Annotated in this window: 19 protein-coding genes and 1 tRNA gene; 1 reads left to right on the forward strand and 19 read right to left on the reverse strand. The window is 54.2% G+C overall.

What is annotated here, in order from left to right:
• Position 1 precedes the first annotated feature (1 nt).
• From def to ACTNCH_RS11490, 4 genes are read right to left on the reverse strand one after another with little or no spacing between them, the layout of a single operon-like run.
• Positions 2-481, reverse strand: coding sequence for a peptide deformylase (def, locus tag ACTNCH_RS11475; protein WP_441017976.1), 480 nt, complete (start codon positions 479-481; stop codon positions 2-4).
• A 30-nt stretch (positions 482-511) separates the two neighbouring features.
• Positions 512-2,749, reverse strand: coding sequence for a replication restart helicase PriA (gene priA / locus ACTNCH_RS11480; protein WP_441017974.1), 2,238 nt, complete (start codon positions 2,747-2,749; stop codon positions 512-514).
• A complete protein-coding gene (locus ACTNCH_RS11485; RefSeq protein WP_441017972.1) occupies positions 2,746-4,215 on the reverse strand; it encodes a UDP-N-acetylmuramoyl-L-alanyl-D-glutamate--2,6-diaminopimelate ligase in 1,470 nt (489 codons plus the stop codon). Before ACTNCH_RS11485 ends, priA begins: the two co-directional genes overlap by 4 nt.
• A 16-nt stretch (positions 4,216-4,231) precedes the next feature.
• On the reverse strand, positions 4,232-5,110 hold the full coding sequence (locus ACTNCH_RS11490; RefSeq protein ID WP_441017970.1) for an aldose 1-epimerase family protein: 879 nt from the start codon (positions 5,108-5,110) through the stop codon (positions 4,232-4,234).
• A gap of 359 nt (positions 5,111-5,469) precedes the next feature.
• On the opposite strand from ACTNCH_RS11490, the gene ACTNCH_RS11495 reads away from it, so the two are divergent.
• Positions 5,470-5,540 (forward strand) — tRNA-Gly (locus ACTNCH_RS11495).
• A 60-nt stretch (positions 5,541-5,600) separates the two neighbouring features.
• Here ACTNCH_RS11495 and radA read toward each other — a convergent pair.
• The 15 genes from radA to ACTNCH_RS11570 all read right to left on the reverse strand — a co-directional run bounded on the left by radA (position 5,601) and on the right by ACTNCH_RS11570 (position 20,218).
• Complete coding sequence (gene radA, locus ACTNCH_RS11500; protein WP_441017968.1) at positions 5,601-6,962, reverse strand: DNA repair protein RadA; 1,362 nt, start codon at positions 6,960-6,962, stop codon at positions 5,601-5,603.
• 15 nt (positions 6,963-6,977) lie between these two features.
• Positions 6,978-7,391, reverse strand: coding sequence for an endosialidase (locus ACTNCH_RS11505; protein WP_441017966.1), 414 nt, complete (start codon positions 7,389-7,391; stop codon positions 6,978-6,980).
• A gap of 84 nt (positions 7,392-7,475) precedes the next feature.
• A complete protein-coding gene (locus ACTNCH_RS11510) occupies positions 7,476-9,926 on the reverse strand; it encodes an ATP-dependent Clp protease ATP-binding subunit (protein ID WP_441017964.1) in 2,451 nt (816 codons plus the stop codon).
• A gap of 110 nt (positions 9,927-10,036) precedes the next feature.
• Positions 10,037-11,077 carry an SH3 domain-containing protein gene (locus ACTNCH_RS11515; RefSeq protein WP_441017962.1) on the reverse strand — a complete coding sequence of 347 codons (1,041 nt, stop codon included), beginning with the start codon at positions 11,075-11,077 and terminating at the stop codon, positions 10,037-10,039.
• 155 nt (positions 11,078-11,232) lie between these two features.
• The gene (gene purD / locus ACTNCH_RS11520; protein ID WP_441017960.1) at positions 11,233-12,504 is read right to left on the reverse strand and encodes a phosphoribosylamine--glycine ligase; all 1,272 of its coding nucleotides are present in this window, start codon (positions 12,502-12,504) and stop codon (positions 11,233-11,235) included.
• Between the two features lie 3 nt (positions 12,505-12,507).
• Positions 12,508-13,101, reverse strand: coding sequence for a phosphoribosylglycinamide formyltransferase (purN, locus tag ACTNCH_RS11525; RefSeq protein WP_441017958.1), 594 nt, complete (start codon positions 13,099-13,101; stop codon positions 12,508-12,510).
• Positions 13,095-14,120, reverse strand: a complete 1,026-nt coding sequence (gene purM, locus ACTNCH_RS11530; protein WP_441017956.1) for a phosphoribosylformylglycinamidine cyclo-ligase — start codon at positions 14,118-14,120, stop codon at positions 13,095-13,097. The genes purN and purM overlap by 7 nt, the downstream gene beginning before the upstream one ends.
• 17 nt (positions 14,121-14,137) lie before the next feature.
• A complete protein-coding gene (gene purE, locus ACTNCH_RS11535; RefSeq protein ID WP_441017954.1) occupies positions 14,138-14,638 on the reverse strand; it encodes a 5-(carboxyamino)imidazole ribonucleotide mutase in 501 nt (166 codons plus the stop codon).
• Positions 14,639-14,840: 202 nt separating this feature from the next.
• A complete protein-coding gene (locus ACTNCH_RS11540; RefSeq protein ID WP_441017952.1) occupies positions 14,841-16,886 on the reverse strand; it encodes an aminopeptidase in 2,046 nt (681 codons plus the stop codon).
• Positions 16,887-17,016: 130 nt separating this feature from the next.
• The gene (locus tag ACTNCH_RS11545) at positions 17,017-17,328 is read right to left on the reverse strand and encodes a DUF6142 family protein (RefSeq protein ID WP_441017950.1); all 312 of its coding nucleotides are present in this window, start codon (positions 17,326-17,328) and stop codon (positions 17,017-17,019) included.
• Positions 17,309-17,782, reverse strand: coding sequence for a VanZ family protein (locus ACTNCH_RS11550; protein ID WP_441017948.1), 474 nt, complete (start codon positions 17,780-17,782; stop codon positions 17,309-17,311). The genes ACTNCH_RS11545 and ACTNCH_RS11550 overlap by 20 nt, the downstream gene beginning before the upstream one ends.
• Positions 17,783-17,800: 18 nt before the next feature.
• Positions 17,801-17,953, reverse strand: coding sequence for a hypothetical protein (locus ACTNCH_RS11555; RefSeq protein WP_441017946.1), 153 nt, complete (start codon positions 17,951-17,953; stop codon positions 17,801-17,803).
• A gap of 13 nt (positions 17,954-17,966) precedes the next feature.
• Positions 17,967-18,647 (reverse strand): orotate phosphoribosyltransferase, encoded by a 681-nt coding sequence (gene pyrE, locus ACTNCH_RS11560; protein ID WP_441017944.1) that lies wholly within the window; start codon positions 18,645-18,647, stop codon positions 17,967-17,969.
• A 74-nt stretch (positions 18,648-18,721) separates the two neighbouring features.
• The gene (locus tag ACTNCH_RS11565; protein ID WP_441017942.1) at positions 18,722-19,213 is read right to left on the reverse strand and encodes a prepilin peptidase; all 492 of its coding nucleotides are present in this window, start codon (positions 19,211-19,213) and stop codon (positions 18,722-18,724) included.
• A gap of 96 nt (positions 19,214-19,309) precedes the next feature.
• Positions 19,310-20,218, reverse strand: a complete 909-nt coding sequence (locus ACTNCH_RS11570) for a dihydroorotate dehydrogenase (RefSeq protein WP_441017940.1) — start codon at positions 20,216-20,218, stop codon at positions 19,310-19,312.
• Between the last annotated feature and the right edge of the window lie 6 nt (positions 20,219-20,224).

The following is a 20,224-nucleotide window of genomic DNA, read 5'->3' on the forward strand; positions in this document are numbered from 1 at the left end:
CTTACTCCTCGTCCTCGTCGCCGGTCTCCACATCGTAAAGCTCGCCTTCCACCAGATCCACGTACAGCTTGCCGTCCAGATGATCCAGCTCGTGGCAGATCGCCCGGGCCAGCAGTCCTTCCGCTTCCACCTCGTAGCGCTCCATGTTCTCATCGTAAGCTTCCGCCTTTACGTAGTTGGGGCGCTTTACATTGCCCGCCTTGCCCGGTACGCTTAAGCAGCCCTCGCTGCCATCCTGCTCTCCCGCAGTCTCCAGAATACGGGGGTTGATCATGGTGTAGGGCTGTTCGCCTGTATCGATCACTACGATCCGTTTCAGGATTCCCACCTGGGGAGCCGCCAGGCCCACGCCCATGGCTTCATACATGGTGTCGTACATGTCGTCGATAAGCTCTTGAATCTTCGGTGTTATCTCCTTTACTTCCCGACAGTTTTTACGGAGAATGTCGTCTCCTATCTCTCTGATATTTCGAATTGCCATTTTTTTCCTTCCTTTCTCTCCCAACTCCCCTTAAAAAGGATTCACGGGATCCATATCAAACTGTATATTGAAGGCAGAGAATTCTCTTTCTTCCGAAAGCGTCTTCTCCATCCATTCCTTCCACTCTGTTAAATATACCATTTCCGTACATTTCAGATACAGCACTTTGCGATAGACGTCCTTCAGCTTCGAAAGCCCCGCGTCCGCCGGACCGATCAGCACGATCTCCCGTCGGGTGTGTCCTGCCGCCAGCTCCTTTAGCCGCCCGGCGCCCCGGTTCAGGGCTTCCTCGTCCTCCGACATCAGATACAGGGCCATCAGATGGGCCGCCGGAGGATACTGCATCATGCGCCGAAACTTCAGCTCTTTTTCAAAAAATGCCGGATAATCCTGGGCTGCCGCCGTCTCAATGCTGTAGTGATCGGGGCTGTAGGTCTGAATCACCGCGGTTCCCGGCCTGCTGCCCCGGCCTGCCCGGCCTGCCGCCTGCACCAGAAGCTGAAAGGTCCGCTCTGCCGCCCGGTAATCGCCCCCGTAGAGGGACAGATCCGCCGCCAGCACGCCAACCAGCGTCACGCCGGGGAAATCATGTCCTTTTACAATCATCTGGGTACCCACCAGAATATCTGCCTGTCTTTTGGAAAATGTCTCCAGGATCTGCTCGTAGCCGCCCTTCTGCCGGGTGGTATCGAAGTCCATACGGAGAACCCTCGCTCCCGGAAATGCTTTCCCTGCCGCCTCTGCCACCTGCTGGGTTCCCGCCCGGAAGGCTCCGATATAAGCCGATCCACAGGAGGGACATTTCTTCGGCGCGGCCGTCTGGTATCCGCAGTAATGGCAGATCATCCGGCCTCCTCCATGAAGGGACAGCGACACATCGCAATGTGGACATTTTATCACATGTCCGCAGGCTCTGCAAGAAACAAAGCCCGCATAGCCCCGCCGGTTCAGGAAAAGCATGATTTGCTCGCCCTTTTTCAGACGATCCTCCATAAGCTCCTTCAGACGGGCGCTGAAAATGGAACGATTTCCCAGTCGGAGCTCTTCCCGAAGATCCACCACCTCTGTCTTAGGCATAGCCCGGTTTTCCACCCGGGCCGGAAGCTCATAGAGCTGGTATCTGCCCTCCCTGGCGTACGCGTAGGAGTCCACCGACGGTGTAGCCGATCCCAGCACCACAAAGGCTCCGCACATGCGGGCGCGTTCGATAGCCGCCTCCCTGGCATGGTACCGGGGCGCGTTTTCACTTTTATAGCTGCCCTCATGCTCCTCGTCCATGACGATAATGCCCAGCCTGGAAAATGGCGTAAATAAGGCCGACCTGGGGCCAATCATCACTCTGGCCTGCCCCCGTCTGGCCCGTTCAAACTGATCGTACCGCTCTCCGGCCGACAGCTTCGAATGCATCACGGCTACCTGATCCCCAAACCTCCGGTAGAACCGGAGTACCGTCTGGAAGGTCAGCGCAATCTCCGGGATCAGCACAATGGCTTCCCTGCCCTGCTCCAGCACAGACGCGATCAGCTCCATATAGACCTCTGTCTTGCCGCTTCCGGTGACGCCGTGAATCAGGGAGGGACGCAGATCCCCCTCCGCCGTCCGCCGGAGCACGTCGTCTACAATCCGCTGCTGGGCCGGGTACAGGGTGACGGGATGGGCCGCCACCTCAGAGGGGCGGATCGGATTCCGGAAAATGGTATCCGTTTCCACACGGATCAGCCCCAGCTCCTGAAGCTTTCTGGCCGTGGCTGCCGTCAGACCCAGATCCCGCTGGGCTGCTCCGTAGTCCAGTCCCTTGCGTCCCTCCTGCTCAAGCAGGGGCTTGAGCACCCGGGCCCGGGCTGTCTGGTGCTTTCTTTCCATCTCCGCAAGTGCCGCCTCTGCTTCTTCTCTTGGAACTGCCAGATGGATTTTCCTGGAAATCTTTTCCTGCACGCTTTTTTTCACCGGAAGCACCGTTTTCAGGGCCTGATTCATGGTGGAGCCATAGGTCCGCCGCATCCAGGCCGCCAGAGCAATCAGCTGCCCCTCCAGGCAGACACTCTTTTCCTCCAGACCCAGAATGGGTTTGATTTTATCCGCCTCCCATTCACAGGTATTCGTCAGCTCCAGCACATAGCCGGACAGCGTCCGGCCCCCGTTTCCAAAGGGAACCCTTACCTGCATGCCTTCTTTTAAGACGTCCTGCAGTTCCTCCGGGACCCGGTACTGAAAGGTCCGATCCAGCTTTTCCAGGGAAATATCTACAATGATGTTGGCAAATTTCACTTTCTACCTAACTCCTCCAGAACCTCTGCTATCAGCACCCTCTCGTCCATCGGATGCTTGACGCCGCAGATTTCCTGATAGTCCTCATGGCCTTTTCCGGCCAGTACGATAACATCGCCGGGCTGTCCATGGGCAATGACGTAGCGGATAGCCTCTTTGCGGTCAATGATTTCCACGTATTTTCCGCTGGTCTTCGCCATGCCGATCTTGATATCGTCGATGATGGCCTGGGGCTCCTCGAAGCGGGGATTGTCGGAGGTAATGACCGTCAGATCCGCCAGGCGTCCGGACACCTCGCCCATCTCATAGCGGCGGAGCTTGGAACGGTTGCCGCCGCAGCCGAAGACGCAGATCAGGCGCTTCGGGTTGTATTCCTTTAAGGTGGTCAGCAGGCTTTCCAGGCTCATGGCGTTGTGGGCGTAATCAATCATCAGCGTAAAGTCGTCGGAGACCTTCACCTTCTCGATACGGCCCTTGGTCTGTACCACATTAAGGGCTGCCAGCATATCCTCCTTCGGAATGTCAAAATGGCGGCAGACCGCGATGGCCACCAGGGAATTGTATACACTGAACCGGCCCGGCATATCGATCTCCACATCGAAATCCATCAGACCGGATACGTGATACGCTACGCCCAGGAAGCCCGGACGGTTCACCAGCTTCACCTGAGAAGCCCGAAGGTCCGCCTTCTCCGAAAAACCGTAGGTCTCCACCTGACAGGTGTGGCCTTTCAGGATATCCGCACCGTGTTCATCGTCCGCATTGACAATGCCTATCTCGCACTGACGGAACAGGCGGCTCTTGCACTCCATATATTCCTCGAAGCTGGCGTGCTCATTTTCCCCGATATGATCCGGCGCCAGATTGGTAAAGATACCGATGTCAAACTGAATCCCCGCCGTCCGGTGAAGCTTCAGTCCCTGGGAGGATACCTCCATCACGGCTACCTTGCAGCCTGCCGCCGCCATCTGGGCGAAGTATTCCTGAATCTCATAAGATTCCGGCGTGGTATTGTGGGCCGGGATATGCTTGTCGCCAATGATGACCTCGATGGTTCCGATGAGACCGGTGGGGATTCCCGCGTGCTCCAGAATCGAACGGATCATAAAGGTGGTCGTGGTCTTTCCCTTGGTTCCGGTGATACCGATAACCTTCATTTTCTTCGCCGGATAATCGAAATAGGCCGCGGAAATCAGGGCCAGGGCATAGCGGGTATCCTCCACCATCACCACTGCCGTCCCTTTCGGAACCTCCACCGGATGCTCGGCTACAATGACCACTGCTCCGTTCTTTGCCGCTTCGCCCGCCACATCGTGGCTGTCGAAATTCGCGCCCTTAATGCAGACGAACATGCACTCCTTCTTTACTTTTTTTGTATTGTATACAAGCTCGCTTACATTGACGTCAATACTGCCGTTTACGACCTGGTATTTCAGATCCTTCAATAATTCCCTTGCTGCTCTCATAGAATGTCTCCTGTCTTTATTTCTCTACTACGATTTCATATGCTGTCGTAAAGATCTCTCCGGCCTCCAGGCTTTGTTCGCCGTATCGGTCCTTCAGTTCCCCGGTAAAGCCCTTGTTGTCACAGCGGCCCAGCCAGGGCTCCAGACAGATAAAGGGAGCCTGCTTCTGCACCGGGGACCAGATTCCCACCTGCTCCGCGTCCGGGCAGATCAGGGTCACCCGTCTGGTTCCGTCTGCCTCCTCCAGTCTTACCTTCTTTACCTGGCTTTTATCAAATATCATGGTATCCGCGTCGAAGGTATGCTCACCAACTGTGTATACATGGTCGGTCAGCGCCAGCGTCACCGGATGCTCCGCATCCGCGGTTCCGGTGGACAAGTCGATGCCGGTACAGGACAGTCTGTCTTTTCCTTCAAATACCAGACGGCAACCCATCACAGCGTCCACATAGAAGGCCGGATGGCCGCCGATGGCATAGTACATGGTTTTGCTGTCCCGGTTCTTTACGGTCCACTCCACACGGATGCAGTTGTCTGTGATCCGGTGCGTCACCAGAAGCTCGAAATCAAAGGGGTAATTTTCTTTTGTCTGCGCCGTAGACACCAGACGATGGGTCACGAAATCTTCCCCCGTCTCCACCCAGGCAAATTCCATATCCCGGGCAAAGCCGTGGGCGCCCATGGTATACTCGTTTCCTTCATAACGGTAGACGCCTCCGTTCAGCTTTCCCACAAAAGGAAACAGAATCGGTGAATGACGTCCCCAGTACTTCGGATCCGCGTTCCAGAGAACCTCCCGCTCCTTCTTCTTATCATATACACGGGAAAGCTCCGCGCCTGCGTCGCTCACCTCTACCATAAGATATGCATTTTCCAGTGTCCGCATTTCTGCCATCTCTATACCTCCTGCCCGATCCTGCGCCGGTTTCTCTGAGGCTCATTATAGCATACCTGTCCCTTCTTTTCCAATCCTTACGGCTGATTTTCGCTTCTGTTAAGATTTTCATAAGAAAATCCGTCCTTTTTTTATGATTCTTTTAGAAACTGGACATACTTTGAACACATTTTCTGCGTATAATAAACGTCAGATAGTTGATTAAGACATCACTATCTCCCCCCTCATAAGAAAAAGAAAGGCCGTCCGGGCAACCGGGCGGTTTTTCTTTTGAAATTTTCTTCATTTTAAGCAGAATGAAGTTTGCATTTTGTGTATGAAAGTGATACTATAAACGTAATATAAAAAGAACAGATTGCGCAGATATAGTTCATCGGTAGAACACCAGCTTCCCAAGCTGGGGAGGCGGGTTCGATTCCCGTTATCTGCTCTCGTTTCAAAAAGGTACCGGCTCGTTGTGAACCGGTACCTTTTTCGTATGCGCTTGCTTTTATGAAATCGCCCTTACCGCGTCCCCGACGCTGCGGACGCCGATGAGGCAGACGCCTGTCACCGCTCCGATCTGCTCCCGGCAGACCTCCGGGAGAATCACCGTGGTGAAGCCAAGCTTCTTGGCCTCCTGAACCCGCTGGGCAGCCTGGCTGACGGCGCGGACCTCTCCGCTTAAGCCCACCTCGCCAAAGGCGAGCACCTTTTCGTCAATGGCCTGATCCCGGCTGCTGGATACGATAGCCAGCACTACGCCCAGATCGATGGCCGGTTCGTTAATCCGGATTCCGCCTGCGATATTCACGTAGACGTCGCTGCCGGAAAGGTGCAGATTCAGCCGTTTCTCCAGCACCGCCAGCAGAAGATTCACCCGGTTATAATCCATTCCCGCCGCAGTGCGCCTGGGCATGGCCAGCTGGCTTCGGGCCACCAGGGCCTGAATCTCCAGCAGGATAGGTCTGGTGCCCTCCATGGAACAGGCCACGATGGAGCCGGAGGCTTCCTCCGGCCGGCCGTTCAGCATAAACTGGGAAGGATTCTCAACCTCTGCCAGCCCGCTCTCCCGCATTTCAAACACGCCGATCTCGTTCGTTGATCCAAACCGGTTCTTCACGGCCCGCAGAATCCGGTAGGAGGCATGGCGGTCTCCCTCAAAATACAGCACCGTATCCACCATATGCTCCAGCACACGGGGGCCCGCCACCGTACCCTCCTTGGTCACGTGTCCTACGATAAAGATCGAGATTCCCAGTCCCTTGGCCAGCTGCATCAGCACCGACGTGGACTCCCGCACCTGGGACACGCTGCCCGGCGCGGAGCTGACGTCCTCGTTGTACATGGTCTGAATGGAGTCAATGATCACGACCTCCGGCTTATTATTTCGGATCGTATCCCCGATCAGCTCCAGATTGGTCTCACAGAACAGGCGCAGCTTATCGGAAAACGAACCGATACGCTCGGCCCGAAGCTTAATCTGCTTTAAGGACTCCTCGCCGGAGATATACAGGACCTCATGTCCGTCGTCTGACAGCTTCTGGCAGACCTGCAGAAGCAGGGTGGATTTTCCGATACCCGGATCGCCGCCCACCAGCACCAGGGAGCCCGGCACGATACCGCCGCCCAGGACCCGGTCCAGCTCCTTCATCCGGGTCGTGACCCGGTCTTCTTCCTTCGTCTCAATCGAAGAAAGGCAGACCGGACCACCGGCTGCCCTTCTCTCCTGCGCCTTTCCGGCGCTTTTCTTTTCTACCGTTTCTTCTACAAAGGTATTCCATTCCCTGCAGCCCGGACACTGACCCAGCCACTTGGGCGACTCATATCCGCAGCTCTGACAGAAATATACCGTAGATTTTCCTTTTGCCATATACCTGCTTCCTGCTTACGCCTTCTTTACCTTCACGGAGACAGCATCCTTGCCGCCCAGTTCTACGCTTAAAACCAGCTTTCCGCCAAGACCTGTGGTGATAGCTCCCGCGCTGACGCCGTCTACCAGGGTCAGATACTCGGTATCGTCTTCCAGTCCCAGGGTAATCTGCGCGTCCTCCGGTCCTTCTACCAGAAATTCCACGCTGTCTGCGCTTACCTTGAAATGTTCTACAGCGGTTCCGGGTACGGATTCGTATACGAACAGGTCGTTGCGCTCCAGCTTGGTAATCTCGCGGAAGGTCTTTACCTTATACAAATCTCCCTGATATTCAAAATCCTGCTTTTTTGTCTTGGAAGCCAGTTCGTAATCTCCGAAGCTGATGCTTCCGTCTTCTTCTGCGCGGATTAATTCTTTTACTGCTGCCATCTCTTTTGTCCTCCTAATGGATCTTTCGTTTCTTTTGTTATCTCTGATTATATACGATTCTGCTTTGTATTACCAGAGTATTTTCTACTCTTTTTTACTTTCCACAAATACGATTTTCCCCTTGCGCAGGGTTACGACCACATCGTCCCCCTGCCGGATCCGTCCGGACAGAATCTCATCGGCCAGAGGATCCTCCACCTTCGTCTGAATCGCCCGTTTTAAGGGTCTCGCGCCATACTTCACATCATAGGCCGTATCTACGATATGGCCCCGGACGCTGTCGCGCACCCGTAAGGAGATTCCCATCTGATTCTTGCAGCGCTTTATCAGATCCCGGAATAAAATAGATACAATTTCCTTCATCTGATCCTTGTTCAGGGCGTGGAACACGATAATCTCGTCAATACGGTTCAGGAACTCCGGCTTAAACATCCGGCGCACCTCCTCCATCACGCTGCTCTTCATGGCTTCATAATTCTGCTTCTCATCATTTTTTGCCGCAAAGCCCAGCTGCTTCGGGGAGATAATGGAGCCTGCGCCCGCATTGGAGGTCATGATAATGACGGTATTCTTGAAGTCTACGGTACGGCCCTGGGAATCGGTAATCCGTCCGTCGTCCAGCACCTGCAGAAGAATATTGAACACGTCCGGATGGGCCTTTTCGATCTCGTCGAACAGAATCACCGTATAGGGATTCCGGCGCACCTTCTCCGACAGCTGACCGCCGTCGTCGTGCCCCACATAGCCGGGAGGCGCTCCGATAAGCCGGGATACGCTGTGCTTCTCCATGTACTCCGACATATCTACCCGTATCATGGCGTCCTCCCTGCCGAACAGTACCTCCGCCAGGGCCTTGGAAAGCTCCGTTTTTCCCACGCCGGTGGGTCCCAGAAACAGGAAGGAACCGATGGGACGGCCCGGATCCTGTAAGCCGACCCGGCCTCTCCGCACTGCCTTTGCCACTGCCGTCACTGCCTCCTCCTGCGCGATGACACGCTTGTGTAATATCTTTTCCAGCTTCTGAAGCCGCTGGGTCTCTGTCTCCTGAAGCTTGCTGACCGGGATCTTCGTCCAGTCCGCTACGATCTGGGCAATCTCATTTTCCCCGACGGTCAGGGACTTTCTGCCCCGCGCCCGTTTCGCCTTTGCCCGCTCTTTTCCAAGCTTTTCTTCCACCTGGTTCCGCTCGCCGCGAAGCTCTGCCGCGTGGTCGAAATCCTGCGCCCGGATAGCGTCCTCGATCTGCTCTAACAATTCTCCGCTCCGGCGCTCCAGCTCTGCCGCCGCGTGTACTGTCTGGGTATCCCCCAGGCGCACCCGGGCCGCCGCCTCGTCCATCAGGTCAATGGCTTTATCCGGCAGGAACCGATCGCTGATGTAGCGTCTGGACAGCTTCGCAGCCGCCTCCACCGCCTCGTCTGTAATCTTAACCTGGTGATGCTGCTCGTAATTTTTCCGGATTCCCTTTAAAATGGCGATGGTTTCCTCCTCTGAGGGCTCCTCCACCGTAATGGGCTGGAAACGCCGCTCCAGAGCCGCGTCCTTCTCGATATGCTTCCGGTACTCCTCTACCGTAGTGGCCCCGATGATCTGAAGCTCTCCCCGGGACAGGGCCGGCTTCAGGATATTGGCCGCATCCATGGCGCCCTCGGCTCCGCCCGCGCCAATCAGCGTGTGAAGCTCATCGATGAACAGCAGCACATCTCCTGCTGCCCGTACCTCGTCCATGACATTTTTGATCCGCTCCTCAAATTCTCCCCGGTACTTGGTGCCTGCCACCATTCCGGACAAATCCAGGGTCAGCAGGTGCTTGCCCCGCACGGAATCCGGTACGGCGCCCTCTACGATACGCTGGGCCAGTCCCTCTACGATGGCTGTCTTGCCCACGCCCGGCTCCCCGATGAGGCAGGGATTGTTCTTGGTCTTGCGGCTCAGGGTCTGAATCAGGCGGCGAATTTCCTGTTCCCGGCCCACACAGGGCTCCAGCTTATGCTCATAGGCCAGATAGGTCAGATCCCTCGTATACTGGGCCAGGGTCGAGGTTCCTCTCCCCTGGGCTCTGGCGTTCCGGGCCACCTCTTCCCGATAGATCCTTCCGGCTCTGCCCATGGAATCCAGAAGAGCAGAATATAGCTCCTTCACATTGACCTCCATGGTATTCAGAAGACGGCTGGCCGCGCACTCTACGTCCTTGAGCATGGCAATCAGAAGATGCTCGGTTCCCGCCTTTTCCTCATGGAAGCGGGCTGCCTCCTGCTCTGCCTCATAGAGAATCTTCTCTGCCCTGGGGGTAAAGCCATCCGGTTCTGCCAGCGCTACGCCTCCCTCCGGGGAAATCAGCTGCCGAATCAGCTCCAGCAGGGTGCTTTCTTCCACCTTCCGTTCTGCCAGCAGCTCTGCCGCCGCACAGTTCTTTTCCCGGAGAAGCGCAATCAGAATGTGCTCCGTTCCCACATAATTCTGCCCGCACTGCGCAGATATCTTTTTGGCCTGCTTCAGCACATGGGCCGCTTTTTCCGTATAATGTTCAAACATATCGTTTCACTTCCTTCGGTCTGTTCTGTCGGTTATCCTTACAGCTGCCTGGCAACTGCAAAGTCAGGCGGGGTTTACACCCCGCCTCATTTGTATGCATTCTCTTATTCTTACAGATTTAAGTCGTCCAGATCCAGAATCTCGATATCCAGTCCGTCGTCCTCGTCGGTTTCAGGCTCTGTCTCAGGTTCAGACTTCTCTACAGGCTCTGAGGTTTTCTCTTCCTGCTCCTCTTCCACCTCTTCCAGGGCGCTGAGATCAATCTCCGGCAAATTGGCCGTCAGACTGAGATCCGGCTTTTCTTCTTCCTCACAGGCAACCATGTCATAAACGTCCTCGTCATACGCGCTTTCTCCGCTGTAATCCTCCTCGTCCTCATACTCATAATCTGCGTTCCGGCTCTTCACCGCAAACACAATCGTCAGAACCAGAAGAATCACACTTAAAACGCCCAGGCCAATCATGATATACAGGCGCTGGCTTAAGGACTTCGCCGTCGTAGTTTTCAGGGTCGTCAGCTCATTCTGCAGAGAATTGATTAGACCGCTCTGGCTGAACTGTCCCGCATCCCGCTGAAGGGTTTCCTCAGAAGGATCGTACCAGTACCAGCCCTTGCTGCCGTCGTCCTTCGCTGCCCAGACCAGGTACAGCTCTTCGGAAAGAGCGCTCTGATAAGCGGTATAGCTCTGCTCCCCCACGCTGACCGTAGTTTTCTCCAGGGAATCCGCGCCTTCGTATTCCGCCTCCGGCTCCTGAATCGTATACGCCCCAATGGCTGCGATTCCGGCTTCGCCGCCAGCTCCTTCCTCCGGCTCGCTTTCCTCTTCCGTCGGCTGCTCCTCCTGGGGATCCTCGATCTCCGTCACGGAAAGCAGATCCGAGCGAATCCATCCGGTCTTCTGGGCTCCGTCCAGCGTAAAGCTAATCTGATACCAGGTCTTTCCTCCGCTCTGGGTCTCATCGGTGATATCTACGATCGTATCCAGGGGAAGGGAGCATACCTTCTGCCCTTCTGCGTCTGCCGTAGCGCGGACTCTGGAACCGTCTGTGGTAATCGTTCCGGTTCTGGCTGCCTCTCCGGTGATTCCCGAAGTAAAAATCAGGACGCCCGCCGCCAGCGCAGCCAGTACTCCTGTGTATCTTTTCATCATCGCTTTATCCTCCATCATCACATATTGTGGTCTTAATTCCCTGAACCTCATAATATTGATTCCATTATAATCGGATCATAAAAGCTTGTCAAATGACAGATTGTGGAGATCTGAAAAACCGGCCTCCCGCGGAGACCGGTTTTTATTCTGTTATCTTACGCCTCGTCGATGGCCTTTCCGATATCGCTTCTGCAGAAGGCCTTTTCAAAGCTTACCAGCTTCACTGCCTCATAGGCGTTGGCACGTGCCGTCTTCAGATCCGGACCTACCGCCGTAACGCCCAGAACTCTGCCGCCGTTTGTCACAATCTGTCCGTCTGCCTGCTTAGTTCCCGCATGGAACACATAGTAGCCGTCCTTATTCTTGAAGTTCTCCAGTCCGCGAATGGGGAAGCCCTTCTCATAGGACACCGGATAACCGCCGGAAGCCAGCACCACGCAGACTGCCGCGTTGTTCTCGAATTCCAGATCGATCTGATCCAGGGTGCCGTCCACACAGGCCTCGAACACATCCACAATATCCGTCTTCATCCGGGGCAGGACTACCTGAGTCTCCGGGTCTCCGAACCGCGCGTTGTACTCCAGTACCCGGGGTCCCTTCGGGGTCAGCATCAGGCCGAAGAAAATGACACCCTTAAATTCTCTGCCCTCCGCAGCCATAGCGTCCACGGTCTTCTGGTAAATATGCTCCCTGCAGAACTGATCTACCTCTTCTGTATAGAAGGGGCTGGGTGAAAAGGTTCCCATACCGCCTGTATTCAGTCCCTGATCCCCGTCCAGGGCACGCTTGTGATCCTGAGCGGAGGTCATGCATTTGATGGTCTTGCCGTCCACGAAGCTTAAGACGGAAACCTCACGGCCGGTCATAAATTCCTCGATTACCATCTGGTTGCCTGCGGAGCCGAACTGCTTGTCCAGCATAATTGTCCGCACGCCTTCCTTTGCTTCTTCCAGATTATTACAAATCAGAACGCCTTTTCCCAGAGCCAGTCCGTCTGCCTTCAGGACAATGGGAAACTTGGCAGTCTCCAGATAGGCAAGCGCCTTTTCCGGATCGTCGAAATTCTCATAAGCTGCGGTAGGAATCCCGTATTTCTTCATCAGATCCTTGGAGAAAGCCTTAGAGCCCTCCAGAATCGCCGCATTGGCCCGGGGTCCGAAGATACGTAAGCCCTCTTTTTCAAAGACGTCCACGATGCCGCCCACCAGCGGATCGTCCATGCCGACTACGGTTAAATCAATCTGCTGCTCCTTTGCGAAGGTAGCCAGCTTTTCGAATTCCATGGCTCCGATGGGAACGCACTCCGCGTACTCCGCGATGCCCGCATTGCCCGGCGCGCAATATATTTTATCAGCTTTCGGACTCTGGGCGATCTTCCAGCAAAGAGCATGCTCACGTCCGCCTGAACCAACGACTAAAATCTTCATAGGTTATGCCTCCTTATTGGCGAGCATGTCAATAGCCTTCGGCAACAGAATCCACTCTGCCTCCTCCATGACACGCCGCTGCAGAATCTCCGGTGTATCTCCTTCTTTTACCTCCACGGCCTTCTGTAAAAGGATGGGGCCTGTGTCGGTTCCCTCGTCTACGATATGTACGGTGGCTCCCGTCACCTTTACCCCCCGCTTCAAGGCCTCCTCATGCACCTTCAGTCCATAGAAGCCGGTGCCGCAGAAAGACGGGATCAGGGACGGATGAATGTTGATGATACGTCCCTCGTAAGCGCGAATGATTTCCTTCGGAATCACCACCAGACAGCCTGCCAGAACCACCAGATCCGCGCCACATTCCTGCAAAGCTTTCAGAAGCGCCGCGTTAAAGGCCTCTGTGCTGCCGCATTCCTTCCGGGAAATACAGACTGCTGGAATTTCATGCTTCTTCGCCCGCTCCAGGGCATAAGCCTTCGGATTGTTGCTGATGACGGATACGATCTCTGCATTCCGGATCCTTCCCGCGTCTACCGCGTCCAGGATCGCCTGCAGGTTCGTGCCGCCGCCGGATACCAGAACTGCGACTTTTAGCATAAGGTCACTCCCTTTTCACCTGCTTCGATCTGACCCAGGATGTACGGCGTCTCGCCTGCCGCGCGAACGGCTGCCACGCACTTGTCCACCTCTGTGGGATCCACTGCCATTACCATACCGATACCCATGTTGAAGGTATTGTACATCATCTGCTCTTCGATACGGCCATCCTCACGCAGCATATGGAAGATTGCCGGGATCTCATAGCTATCCTTCTTAATTACGGCACGCACGCCCTCCGGCAGCATACGCGGAACATTCTCGTAGAAACCGCCGCCTGTGATGTGGCTGCAGCCCTTGATGGTCACGCCTGCTTCCTTTACGGTGCGCAGGGCCTTCACATAAATCTTGGTCGGCTCGATCAGCGCCTCGCCCAGGGTTCTGCCCAGACTCTCAAAATATGTATTCAGGTACTCCTCCTTCATGGTAAATACCTTTCTTACCAGGGAGAAGCCGTTGCTGTGTACGCCGGAGGAAGCCATACCCACCAGTACGTCGCCCGGTTTGATGGATGCGCCTGTGATCAGATCCTTCTGATCTACCACGCCTACGGCAAAGCCGGCTAGGTCATACTCATCTACCGGATAGAAGCCCGGCATTTCAGCGGTCTCACCGCCGATAAGCGCTGCATTAGACTGACGGCAGCCCTCTGCCACGCCGCTTACGATGGTAGCGATTCTCTCCGGAATGTTCTTTCCGCATGCGATATAATCCAGGAAGAACAGCGGCTCGCCGCCTGCGCAGGCAATGTCGTTTACACACATGGCAACGCAGTCAATACCTACCGTATCATGCTTATTCATTAGGAACGCCAGCTTCAGCTTGGTTCCTACGCCGTCGGTTCCGGATACCAGCGTGGGCTTCTCCATGTTCTTGAATGCTTCCATGGAAAACGCGCCGGAAAATCCGCCGATACCGGTCAGTACCTCGGGACGCATGGTCCGCTTAATATGCTCCTTCATCAGTTCTACAGACTTGTAACCCGCTTCAATATCTACACCTGCGTTCTTATAATCCATTTTATTATCCTCCATTTCTAGTAATTCTTATATCCTACTTCTTTCAACCGTGCGTCCTTCTTCTCTACCTGCTCCTTCAGATCCCGGGAGTAAGCCTTCAACCGGGCCAGAAGCTCCGGATCTGAGGTAGCCAGAATCTTCGCTGCCAGAAGACCTGCGTTGACGCCGCCGTTAATCGCTACGGTTGCAACCGGAATTCCGGAAGGCATCTGTACGATGGAATACAGGGAATCTCTTCCGCCCAAAGATGTGGTGTGCATGGGTATGCCAATAACCGGCATGGGGAAAATCGCCGCGCACATACCTGGAAGATGAGCTGCCATACCGGCGCCTGCGATAATTACCTTGAAGCCCTTCTCCTCCGCGCTCTTCGCGTACTCAAAAAATACATCCGGCTCCCGGTGCGCGGAAATGATCGTCATCTCAAACTCCACTCCGAGCTGCTCCAGCACATCCGCTGCCTTCTTCATGATCGGCATATCAGAATCGCTGCCCATCACAATACCAACCTTAGCCATAATTATGAACCTCCTTCGTTCCTCTTCTGTTCTCTGTTGCAAATAAGCATTAATTAGTTTTACTTATAAATATTTTCTTTTTATTTTGTTTTACTTATAAATCAAGTTTACAGGCTATTTCCGCCTCTGTCAACACCTAAAACGTATAAATTTTGTGCAAATCAACGCACAATCTTGTCTCTATCCTCAGAAATGATTTACTCTAGGCTTCCTCAAAGGGCCGGTTCAGCTCCTCCGTTCCCGGCAGTACAAATCTTCCGTCCGCAATCAGCGCAATCCTTCTTCCGTCCGGACGTACCACCTCAATCCGATCCAACTCGTCATAAGGAATCGTAATGTCTGTATGGCAGTTGAAATACGCCTGGGACACGTCGGTTTTACGAAGCAGGGAGCACTCATTATCCCGGGCAATGATTTCCTTGCCGTCCGGATTGTACACCGGATTGTCCTCGCACCAGGAATAGCAGGTATCGCCTACCGCGAAATGGGGACCCATTTTCTCCGCAATCAGAATCGGAAGCTTCGCCCCAATGTCATACTTCTTCGCTACCATATAGGCGGTGGTGTTGGTGCCGATGGCGAACTCGCCCAGGGGCAGGGTCTCATGGTTGAACAGGACATTTGCCCGGATAAACTGCTTATTCTCCGCCTCATCCGCAAAGTTCCGGCAGGTATAAGCTGTGATTTTCCCATCCTCAAAAGTGAGCTCCAGATCCGCGTACCGGAATTCATTCAGATACACCTGGCTCACATGAAGGGTTCCGTGGGTTCCCTGAAGCTTCGGGGAGGTAAATACCTCGCCCACCGGGATATTCACATCCGCCACGCAGTTTTCAAAGATGGTCTCTTTCTCCCGGTCCGCAGGCTGCCACAGCTGTACATACATTTCCGTACGGTTCTCTCCCGCGCCTTTGATATAAACAGATTCGCCCTCGTCCAGGGCGTCGATCAGCTTCTGCTGGATACCCTGATAGAGATGATAGTCCAGGTTATTGATCTTCACCGTTTCCCGGAAGATTTCTTCGTAATTCTCTCCGATCTCCGGAATAGGCCAGGCGATAATTGTAAAGCTGCGCTCGTCCCCAGGGATATACCGGTTCACAAGCTGTCCCGCCTCGCTGTTATAGGAAACCATCAGCGCCTGCTGCTTTTCATCAAAGCGGATAGCCTCCGGACAATTCTCCGGCATAAAGGGATGCTCGCCGAAAATCTCCATTACCGCCGGTCCCGCGTGGACAGCCGCTAACTCCTTATATTCCTCATAAGCACTGTGCAGAACGCTTAAGCGCCGTTCGTTCAGCTTCTTATCCAGATACAGGGCCATATCCTCTTTGTGATCAAACTCATACTGCCTGCTGGCCTTTGTGCTTCCGTAGCCCGGATTGCCCTGGGGACGGCGGTTGATACTGTGGCGGGCTTCCCGGTAAAGGATGCTTTCCAGTCCCAGCTTCCGAAACTGGGCGATGGCTGCCCGTACCACCCGCTCAAAGCCCAGGGAATAGCGGATATTTACCGTCTTCTTTTTGCCCAGATCGATGCCTGCCGCCACAAATCCCATCCGGTAGCCCTCGGTAAAGGTAGACGCCATGGCCTCTATCTCTGCCTCCGGCAGTCCTGCCAGAAAGCGGCTGACGCCCAGCTCATTTTCCGAAATATATTCACCGAAGCGGTACAGATACCGGGGATCCCCTAAGTCTGCATGACAGATGATGTCCGCCGCAAAATCCAGGGAGGGATCCAGCTGCTCCCGAATCCGATCCGGAATCAAGACGTCACAGTAGTCGCTCATATGCCAGTACAGCAGCTCCTTCAGCTTCTCCGGGGAAGGCGTATCTTCCTCAAAGGCATTGTAAAACTCTACGAAAAGCTCTGCGGTAATGGTCAGATCCATCATTCTTCCCTCCGCGGCCCAGATGATCATGCCCCGAAGCTCTGTATACAGAAAACTCAGGATCTGTCCGTAGCCTTCTCCCAGAAGTTCCACGGCCTTCGTCGGACTGGCGTAACTTTCCGCATAAGCCTCCCCGATCAGATCCCGGTACAGACGGCGGTTCTGCTCCTGCAATTCCTCCAGGGACATGGTCTCCTGCTTTCCCGCCTCCACATCTCTTCGGTATGCGTCCATCTCCAGAATAAAGTCTGCCATGCTCCGAAAATACGCGTAAAATGGAGCCGACACGGTCTGTTCCTGCTTCATCGCCCGTATCCGCTCCATGGTAAGCTCATATCGTTCCCTGATCTCATCCATCAAAAAGTGCCTCCTTATATATCGTGGGATTTCCATCCCACTTTTATGCTCATACCGTTGCGGGTACCAAGGTCTTCCATCCACTTATGAGCAAGCTCATGTGGATTCCGACCTTTGTACCCTGGTATCGCTACATCCCAATTACGCATACCACAGCCCAGAGGATAAACAGAACTCCATTGACCGCCACGCCCGCCTGGGCGGAAATCAGATAGACGTCCTCCTCCTTCATTCCCCGCAGCGCCAGGATAAACCCGGCGACACAGGATACCATGGCCAGTACGCCCAGAAGCCCCACAATGCTTCCGGCCTGTCCTGACTTTCCGTAGGCGATTTCCAGGGAAATCCCTGTAAAAATCAGGGAAGCAGCTGCGCAGGCCACGGACATGAGTCCCTGCTTTGTATGCTTTTTATTGGTAAATTTATAACTTCTTCTCGCCATATTTCTTTCTCCAGTGATGCATAAACCATACAAATAACAGGTAGCCGATGACTCCCCCGATGGTATTCAGCAAAAGATCATCCACGTCAAAGCAGCCTACCCGTAAGATAAGCTGACAGGTCTCCGCCAGCAGGCTGGCCAGAAAGCACAGAATAATCGTCCGGTCTGCCCTCCGGACAGAGGGGAAAAGAAGCGGCACAGCGAATCCAAGCGGAATCCCCATGGCCACATTTCCCCAGATATTAATCAGCACCGCCGCTGTCCCCAGCACGTCCCGGTACGTCAGAAATCGCTTAATTTCCCGAAACAGAACCAGATTATACCGGTAATCCGGACTGACATCGGTTCTCCCGTAAGCCTCGGAAAAAAACATAAAATAGATCAGGCACGCCAGATATATCATCAGCAGTGCCCGTCCAATCCTCCTCAGTCTGTCTCTGGAATCTTTTTTCATGCTGCCCGTCTGTCCACCTTAAAACATCAAGTCTGATTTATTTTTCAGCAGTCTGGCACCGTTTACGATGCAGAGAATGCCGGTCACAATACCGGTCACCAGTACAATAATTCCAAGGGCGATGGAACCTGCCCCTGTCTGTGTCATGGTCTTATATGCTTTCTCGTTCATACCTTATGCCTCCTTATTTTGCTCCATACTGCTCATAGTATGTGTCAATGGCCGCTTTTAATGTATCGTCAATCAGGACTCTGCCCTGGCAGGGACGATTGTAAAGGTGTTCTACCACATCCGCCATGGTAACAATGGCGTTGGTCTCAAAACTGTACAGGTCTTTCACCTCGTCCAGCGCGCATTTTACACCGCCTTTACCGACTTCCATACGGTCCAAAGATACCATCAGACCCACAATCTCCACGTCAGCCGCGCCCTTTACCTTCGGAACGGTCTCCTCCATGGACTTGCCGGAGGTGGTCACATCCTCAATCATAACCACACGGTCGCCGTCCTTCAGGCTGCTTCCCAGGAAGCTTCCCTTATCTGCGCCGTGATCCTTTTCTTCCTTCCGGTCAGAGCAATAACGAACCTCCTTGCCGTACAGATCGCTGTAGGCAATCGCTGTTACCACACTCAGGGGGATGCCCTTGTAAGCCGGACCGAACAGCACGTCAAAATCGTCGCCGTATCTGTCGTGGATGGCATGGGCGTAATACTGTCCCAGTCTCTTCAACTGTGATCCTGTCACGTAGGCGCCCGCGTTCATGAAAAATGGAGACTTTCTGCCACTCTTTAATGTAAATTCACCGAACTTCAAAACGTCGGATTCTACCATAAATTCAATAAATTCCTGCTTGTATGCTTCCATTTTATCTGAACCTCCTGTATTAAGCCATATTTTTTTTATCTTAGCATAAAGTACGCTGCTTCGCAATCCGGCAATTAAAAATTCAGATACCGGGCCGCTATCCGGTCTCCCCACAGAGCCGCCAGCCCCAGACCAAAAGCCAGAAACGGTCCCAGAGCAAACGAATCCTTCTTTTTTAATCGCTTTGTAGCCAGCATAAAGGCCGCATAGCCGCCCCCGGTCAGCAGACCGAACATCATGGCGCAGACGATGGCGTCCATACCCAGGAAAAAGCCGGATGCCGCCATCAGCTTTATGTCTCCGCCCCCAAAGGATCCCGGTACAGCCAATGTCAGAAGCAGCATGGGAACTGACACAAGCAGCATACCCGTAAGCCGGTCCCCAAGTCCATGCTCCGGAACCAGAAACAGCTGCGCCACTCCAAGTAACAAAATGAATATATGAAACCGGTTAGGAATGACCCGGGTGCGCCAGTCAATCAAGGCCACCGCAAGTAAAATTCCAAGATAACAAAAGACTACCGCATTCTCCGGAGATATCAAATGTAACAATCCCTCTAAAATCATCCGGCTTTTCATCCTCCTTATTGCAGAGCCGCTTCCCGCTTATACAAAAAGCACCGGGATTGTCCAGTGCTTTTGCCTTTGTAAACCCGCCTGGGGCTATCTTACGGCTCCGACAAGCTCGTTGATGTCGGATACCTGATATTTTTTCATATAAGCCAGGATTCCCTCTGCCGTCTCCTTTGCCGCATAGGGATTGGCAAAATTGGCCGTTCCTACCGATACGGCCGTTGCGCCTGCCAGGATAAACTCCATGGCGTCGTCGCCGTTGGTAATGCCGCCCATGCCGATGATGGGAAGTTTCACGGCGTTCGCCACCTGATATACCATCCGCACTGCCACAGGCTTCACAGCCGGACCGGACATACCTCCGGTCTTGTTGGCAATGGCAAAGGTACGGCGGTTGATATCGATCTTCATTCCGGTCAGGGTGTTGATAAGGGACAGTACGTCCGCTCCGCCTGCCTCCGCTGCCCGCGCCATCTCCGTGATGTCGGTCACGTTGGGGCTCAGCTTCATGATAACCGGCTTCTTCGCGTACTTCTTTACTTCCTTTGTGATGGCCTCCAGGGCGTCCGGCTTCTGACCGAAGGCGATGCCGCCCTCCTTCACATTGGGACAGGAGACATTGATCTCCAGCATATCCACGTCCGCGTCAGACAGACGTTCCACCGCGTCGCAGTAGTCCTCTGTGGTCTTGCCGCAGACATTGACGATAACCTTGGTATCGTATCTCCGAAGCTTCGGAAGATCCCGCTCCAGAAATACGTCCAGACCCGGATTCTGAAGTCCGATGGCGTTGAGCATACCGCTTCTGGTCTCTGCGATACGCGGGGTCGGATTCCCGGGCCAGGGCACATTGGCCACGCCCTTGGTTACTACGGCTCCCAGCTCGCCCAGGTCGTAAAATTCTCCGTATTCTCCGGCAGAACCGAAGGTTCCGGAGGCTGTCATCACCGGATTCTTAAGCTCGACTCCGGCCAGATTTACACTTGTCTTGTATTCCATAGCTCT

It is taken from the genome of Candidatus Merdisoma sp. HCP28S3_D10, assembly GCF_052065835.1.
GTDB lineage: Bacteria > Bacillota > Clostridia > Lachnospirales > Lachnospiraceae > Laedolimicola.

Coding starts and splice junctions, on each gene's coding strand:
- def (WP_441017976.1), bottom strand. CDS start 481: ATGGCAATTCGAAATATCAGAGAGATAGGAGACGACATTCTCCGTAAA.
- ACTNCH_RS11485 (WP_441017972.1), bottom strand. CDS start 4,215: ATGAGAGCAGCAAGGGAATTATTGAAGGATCTGAAATACCAGGTCGTA.
- ACTNCH_RS11490 (WP_441017970.1), bottom strand. CDS start 5,110: ATGGCAGAAATGCGGACACTGGAAAATGCATATCTTATGGTAGAGGTG.
- radA (WP_441017968.1), bottom strand. CDS start 6,962: ATGGCAAAAGGAAAATCTACGGTATATTTCTGTCAGAGCTGCGGATAT.
- ACTNCH_RS11505 (WP_441017966.1), bottom strand. CDS start 7,391: ATGGCAGCAGTAAAAGAATTAATCCGCGCAGAAGAAGACGGAAGCATC.
- ACTNCH_RS11510 (WP_441017964.1), bottom strand. CDS start 9,926: ATGTTTGAACATTATACGGAAAAAGCGGCCCATGTGCTGAAGCAGGCC.
- ACTNCH_RS11515 (WP_441017962.1), bottom strand. CDS start 11,077: ATGATGAAAAGATACACAGGAGTACTGGCTGCGCTGGCGGCGGGCGTC.
- purD (WP_441017960.1), bottom strand. CDS start 12,504: ATGAAGATTTTAGTCGTTGGTTCAGGCGGACGTGAGCATGCTCTTTGC.
- purN (WP_441017958.1), bottom strand. CDS start 13,101: ATGCTAAAAGTCGCAGTTCTGGTATCCGGCGGCGGCACGAACCTGCAG.
- purM (WP_441017956.1), bottom strand. CDS start 14,120: ATGGATTATAAGAACGCAGGTGTAGATATTGAAGCGGGTTACAAGTCT.
- purE (WP_441017954.1), bottom strand. CDS start 14,638: ATGGCTAAGGTTGGTATTGTGATGGGCAGCGATTCTGATATGCCGATC.
- ACTNCH_RS11540 (WP_441017952.1), bottom strand. CDS start 16,886: ATGGATGAGATCAGGGAACGATATGAGCTTACCATGGAGCGGATACGG.
- ACTNCH_RS11545 (WP_441017950.1), bottom strand. CDS start 17,328: ATGGCGAGAAGAAGTTATAAATTTACCAATAAAAAGCATACAAAGCAG.
- ACTNCH_RS11550 (WP_441017948.1), bottom strand. CDS start 17,782: ATGAAAAAAGATTCCAGAGACAGACTGAGGAGGATTGGACGGGCACTG.
- ACTNCH_RS11555 (WP_441017946.1), bottom strand. CDS start 17,953: ATGAACGAGAAAGCATATAAGACCATGACACAGACAGGGGCAGGTTCC.
- pyrE (WP_441017944.1), bottom strand. CDS start 18,647: ATGGAAGCATACAAGCAGGAATTTATTGAATTTATGGTAGAATCCGAC.
- ACTNCH_RS11565 (WP_441017942.1), bottom strand. CDS start 19,213: ATGATTTTAGAGGGATTGTTACATTTGATATCTCCGGAGAATGCGGTA.
- ACTNCH_RS11570 (WP_441017940.1), bottom strand. CDS start 20,218: ATGGAATACAAGACAAGTGTAAATCTGGCCGGAGTCGAGCTTAAGAAT.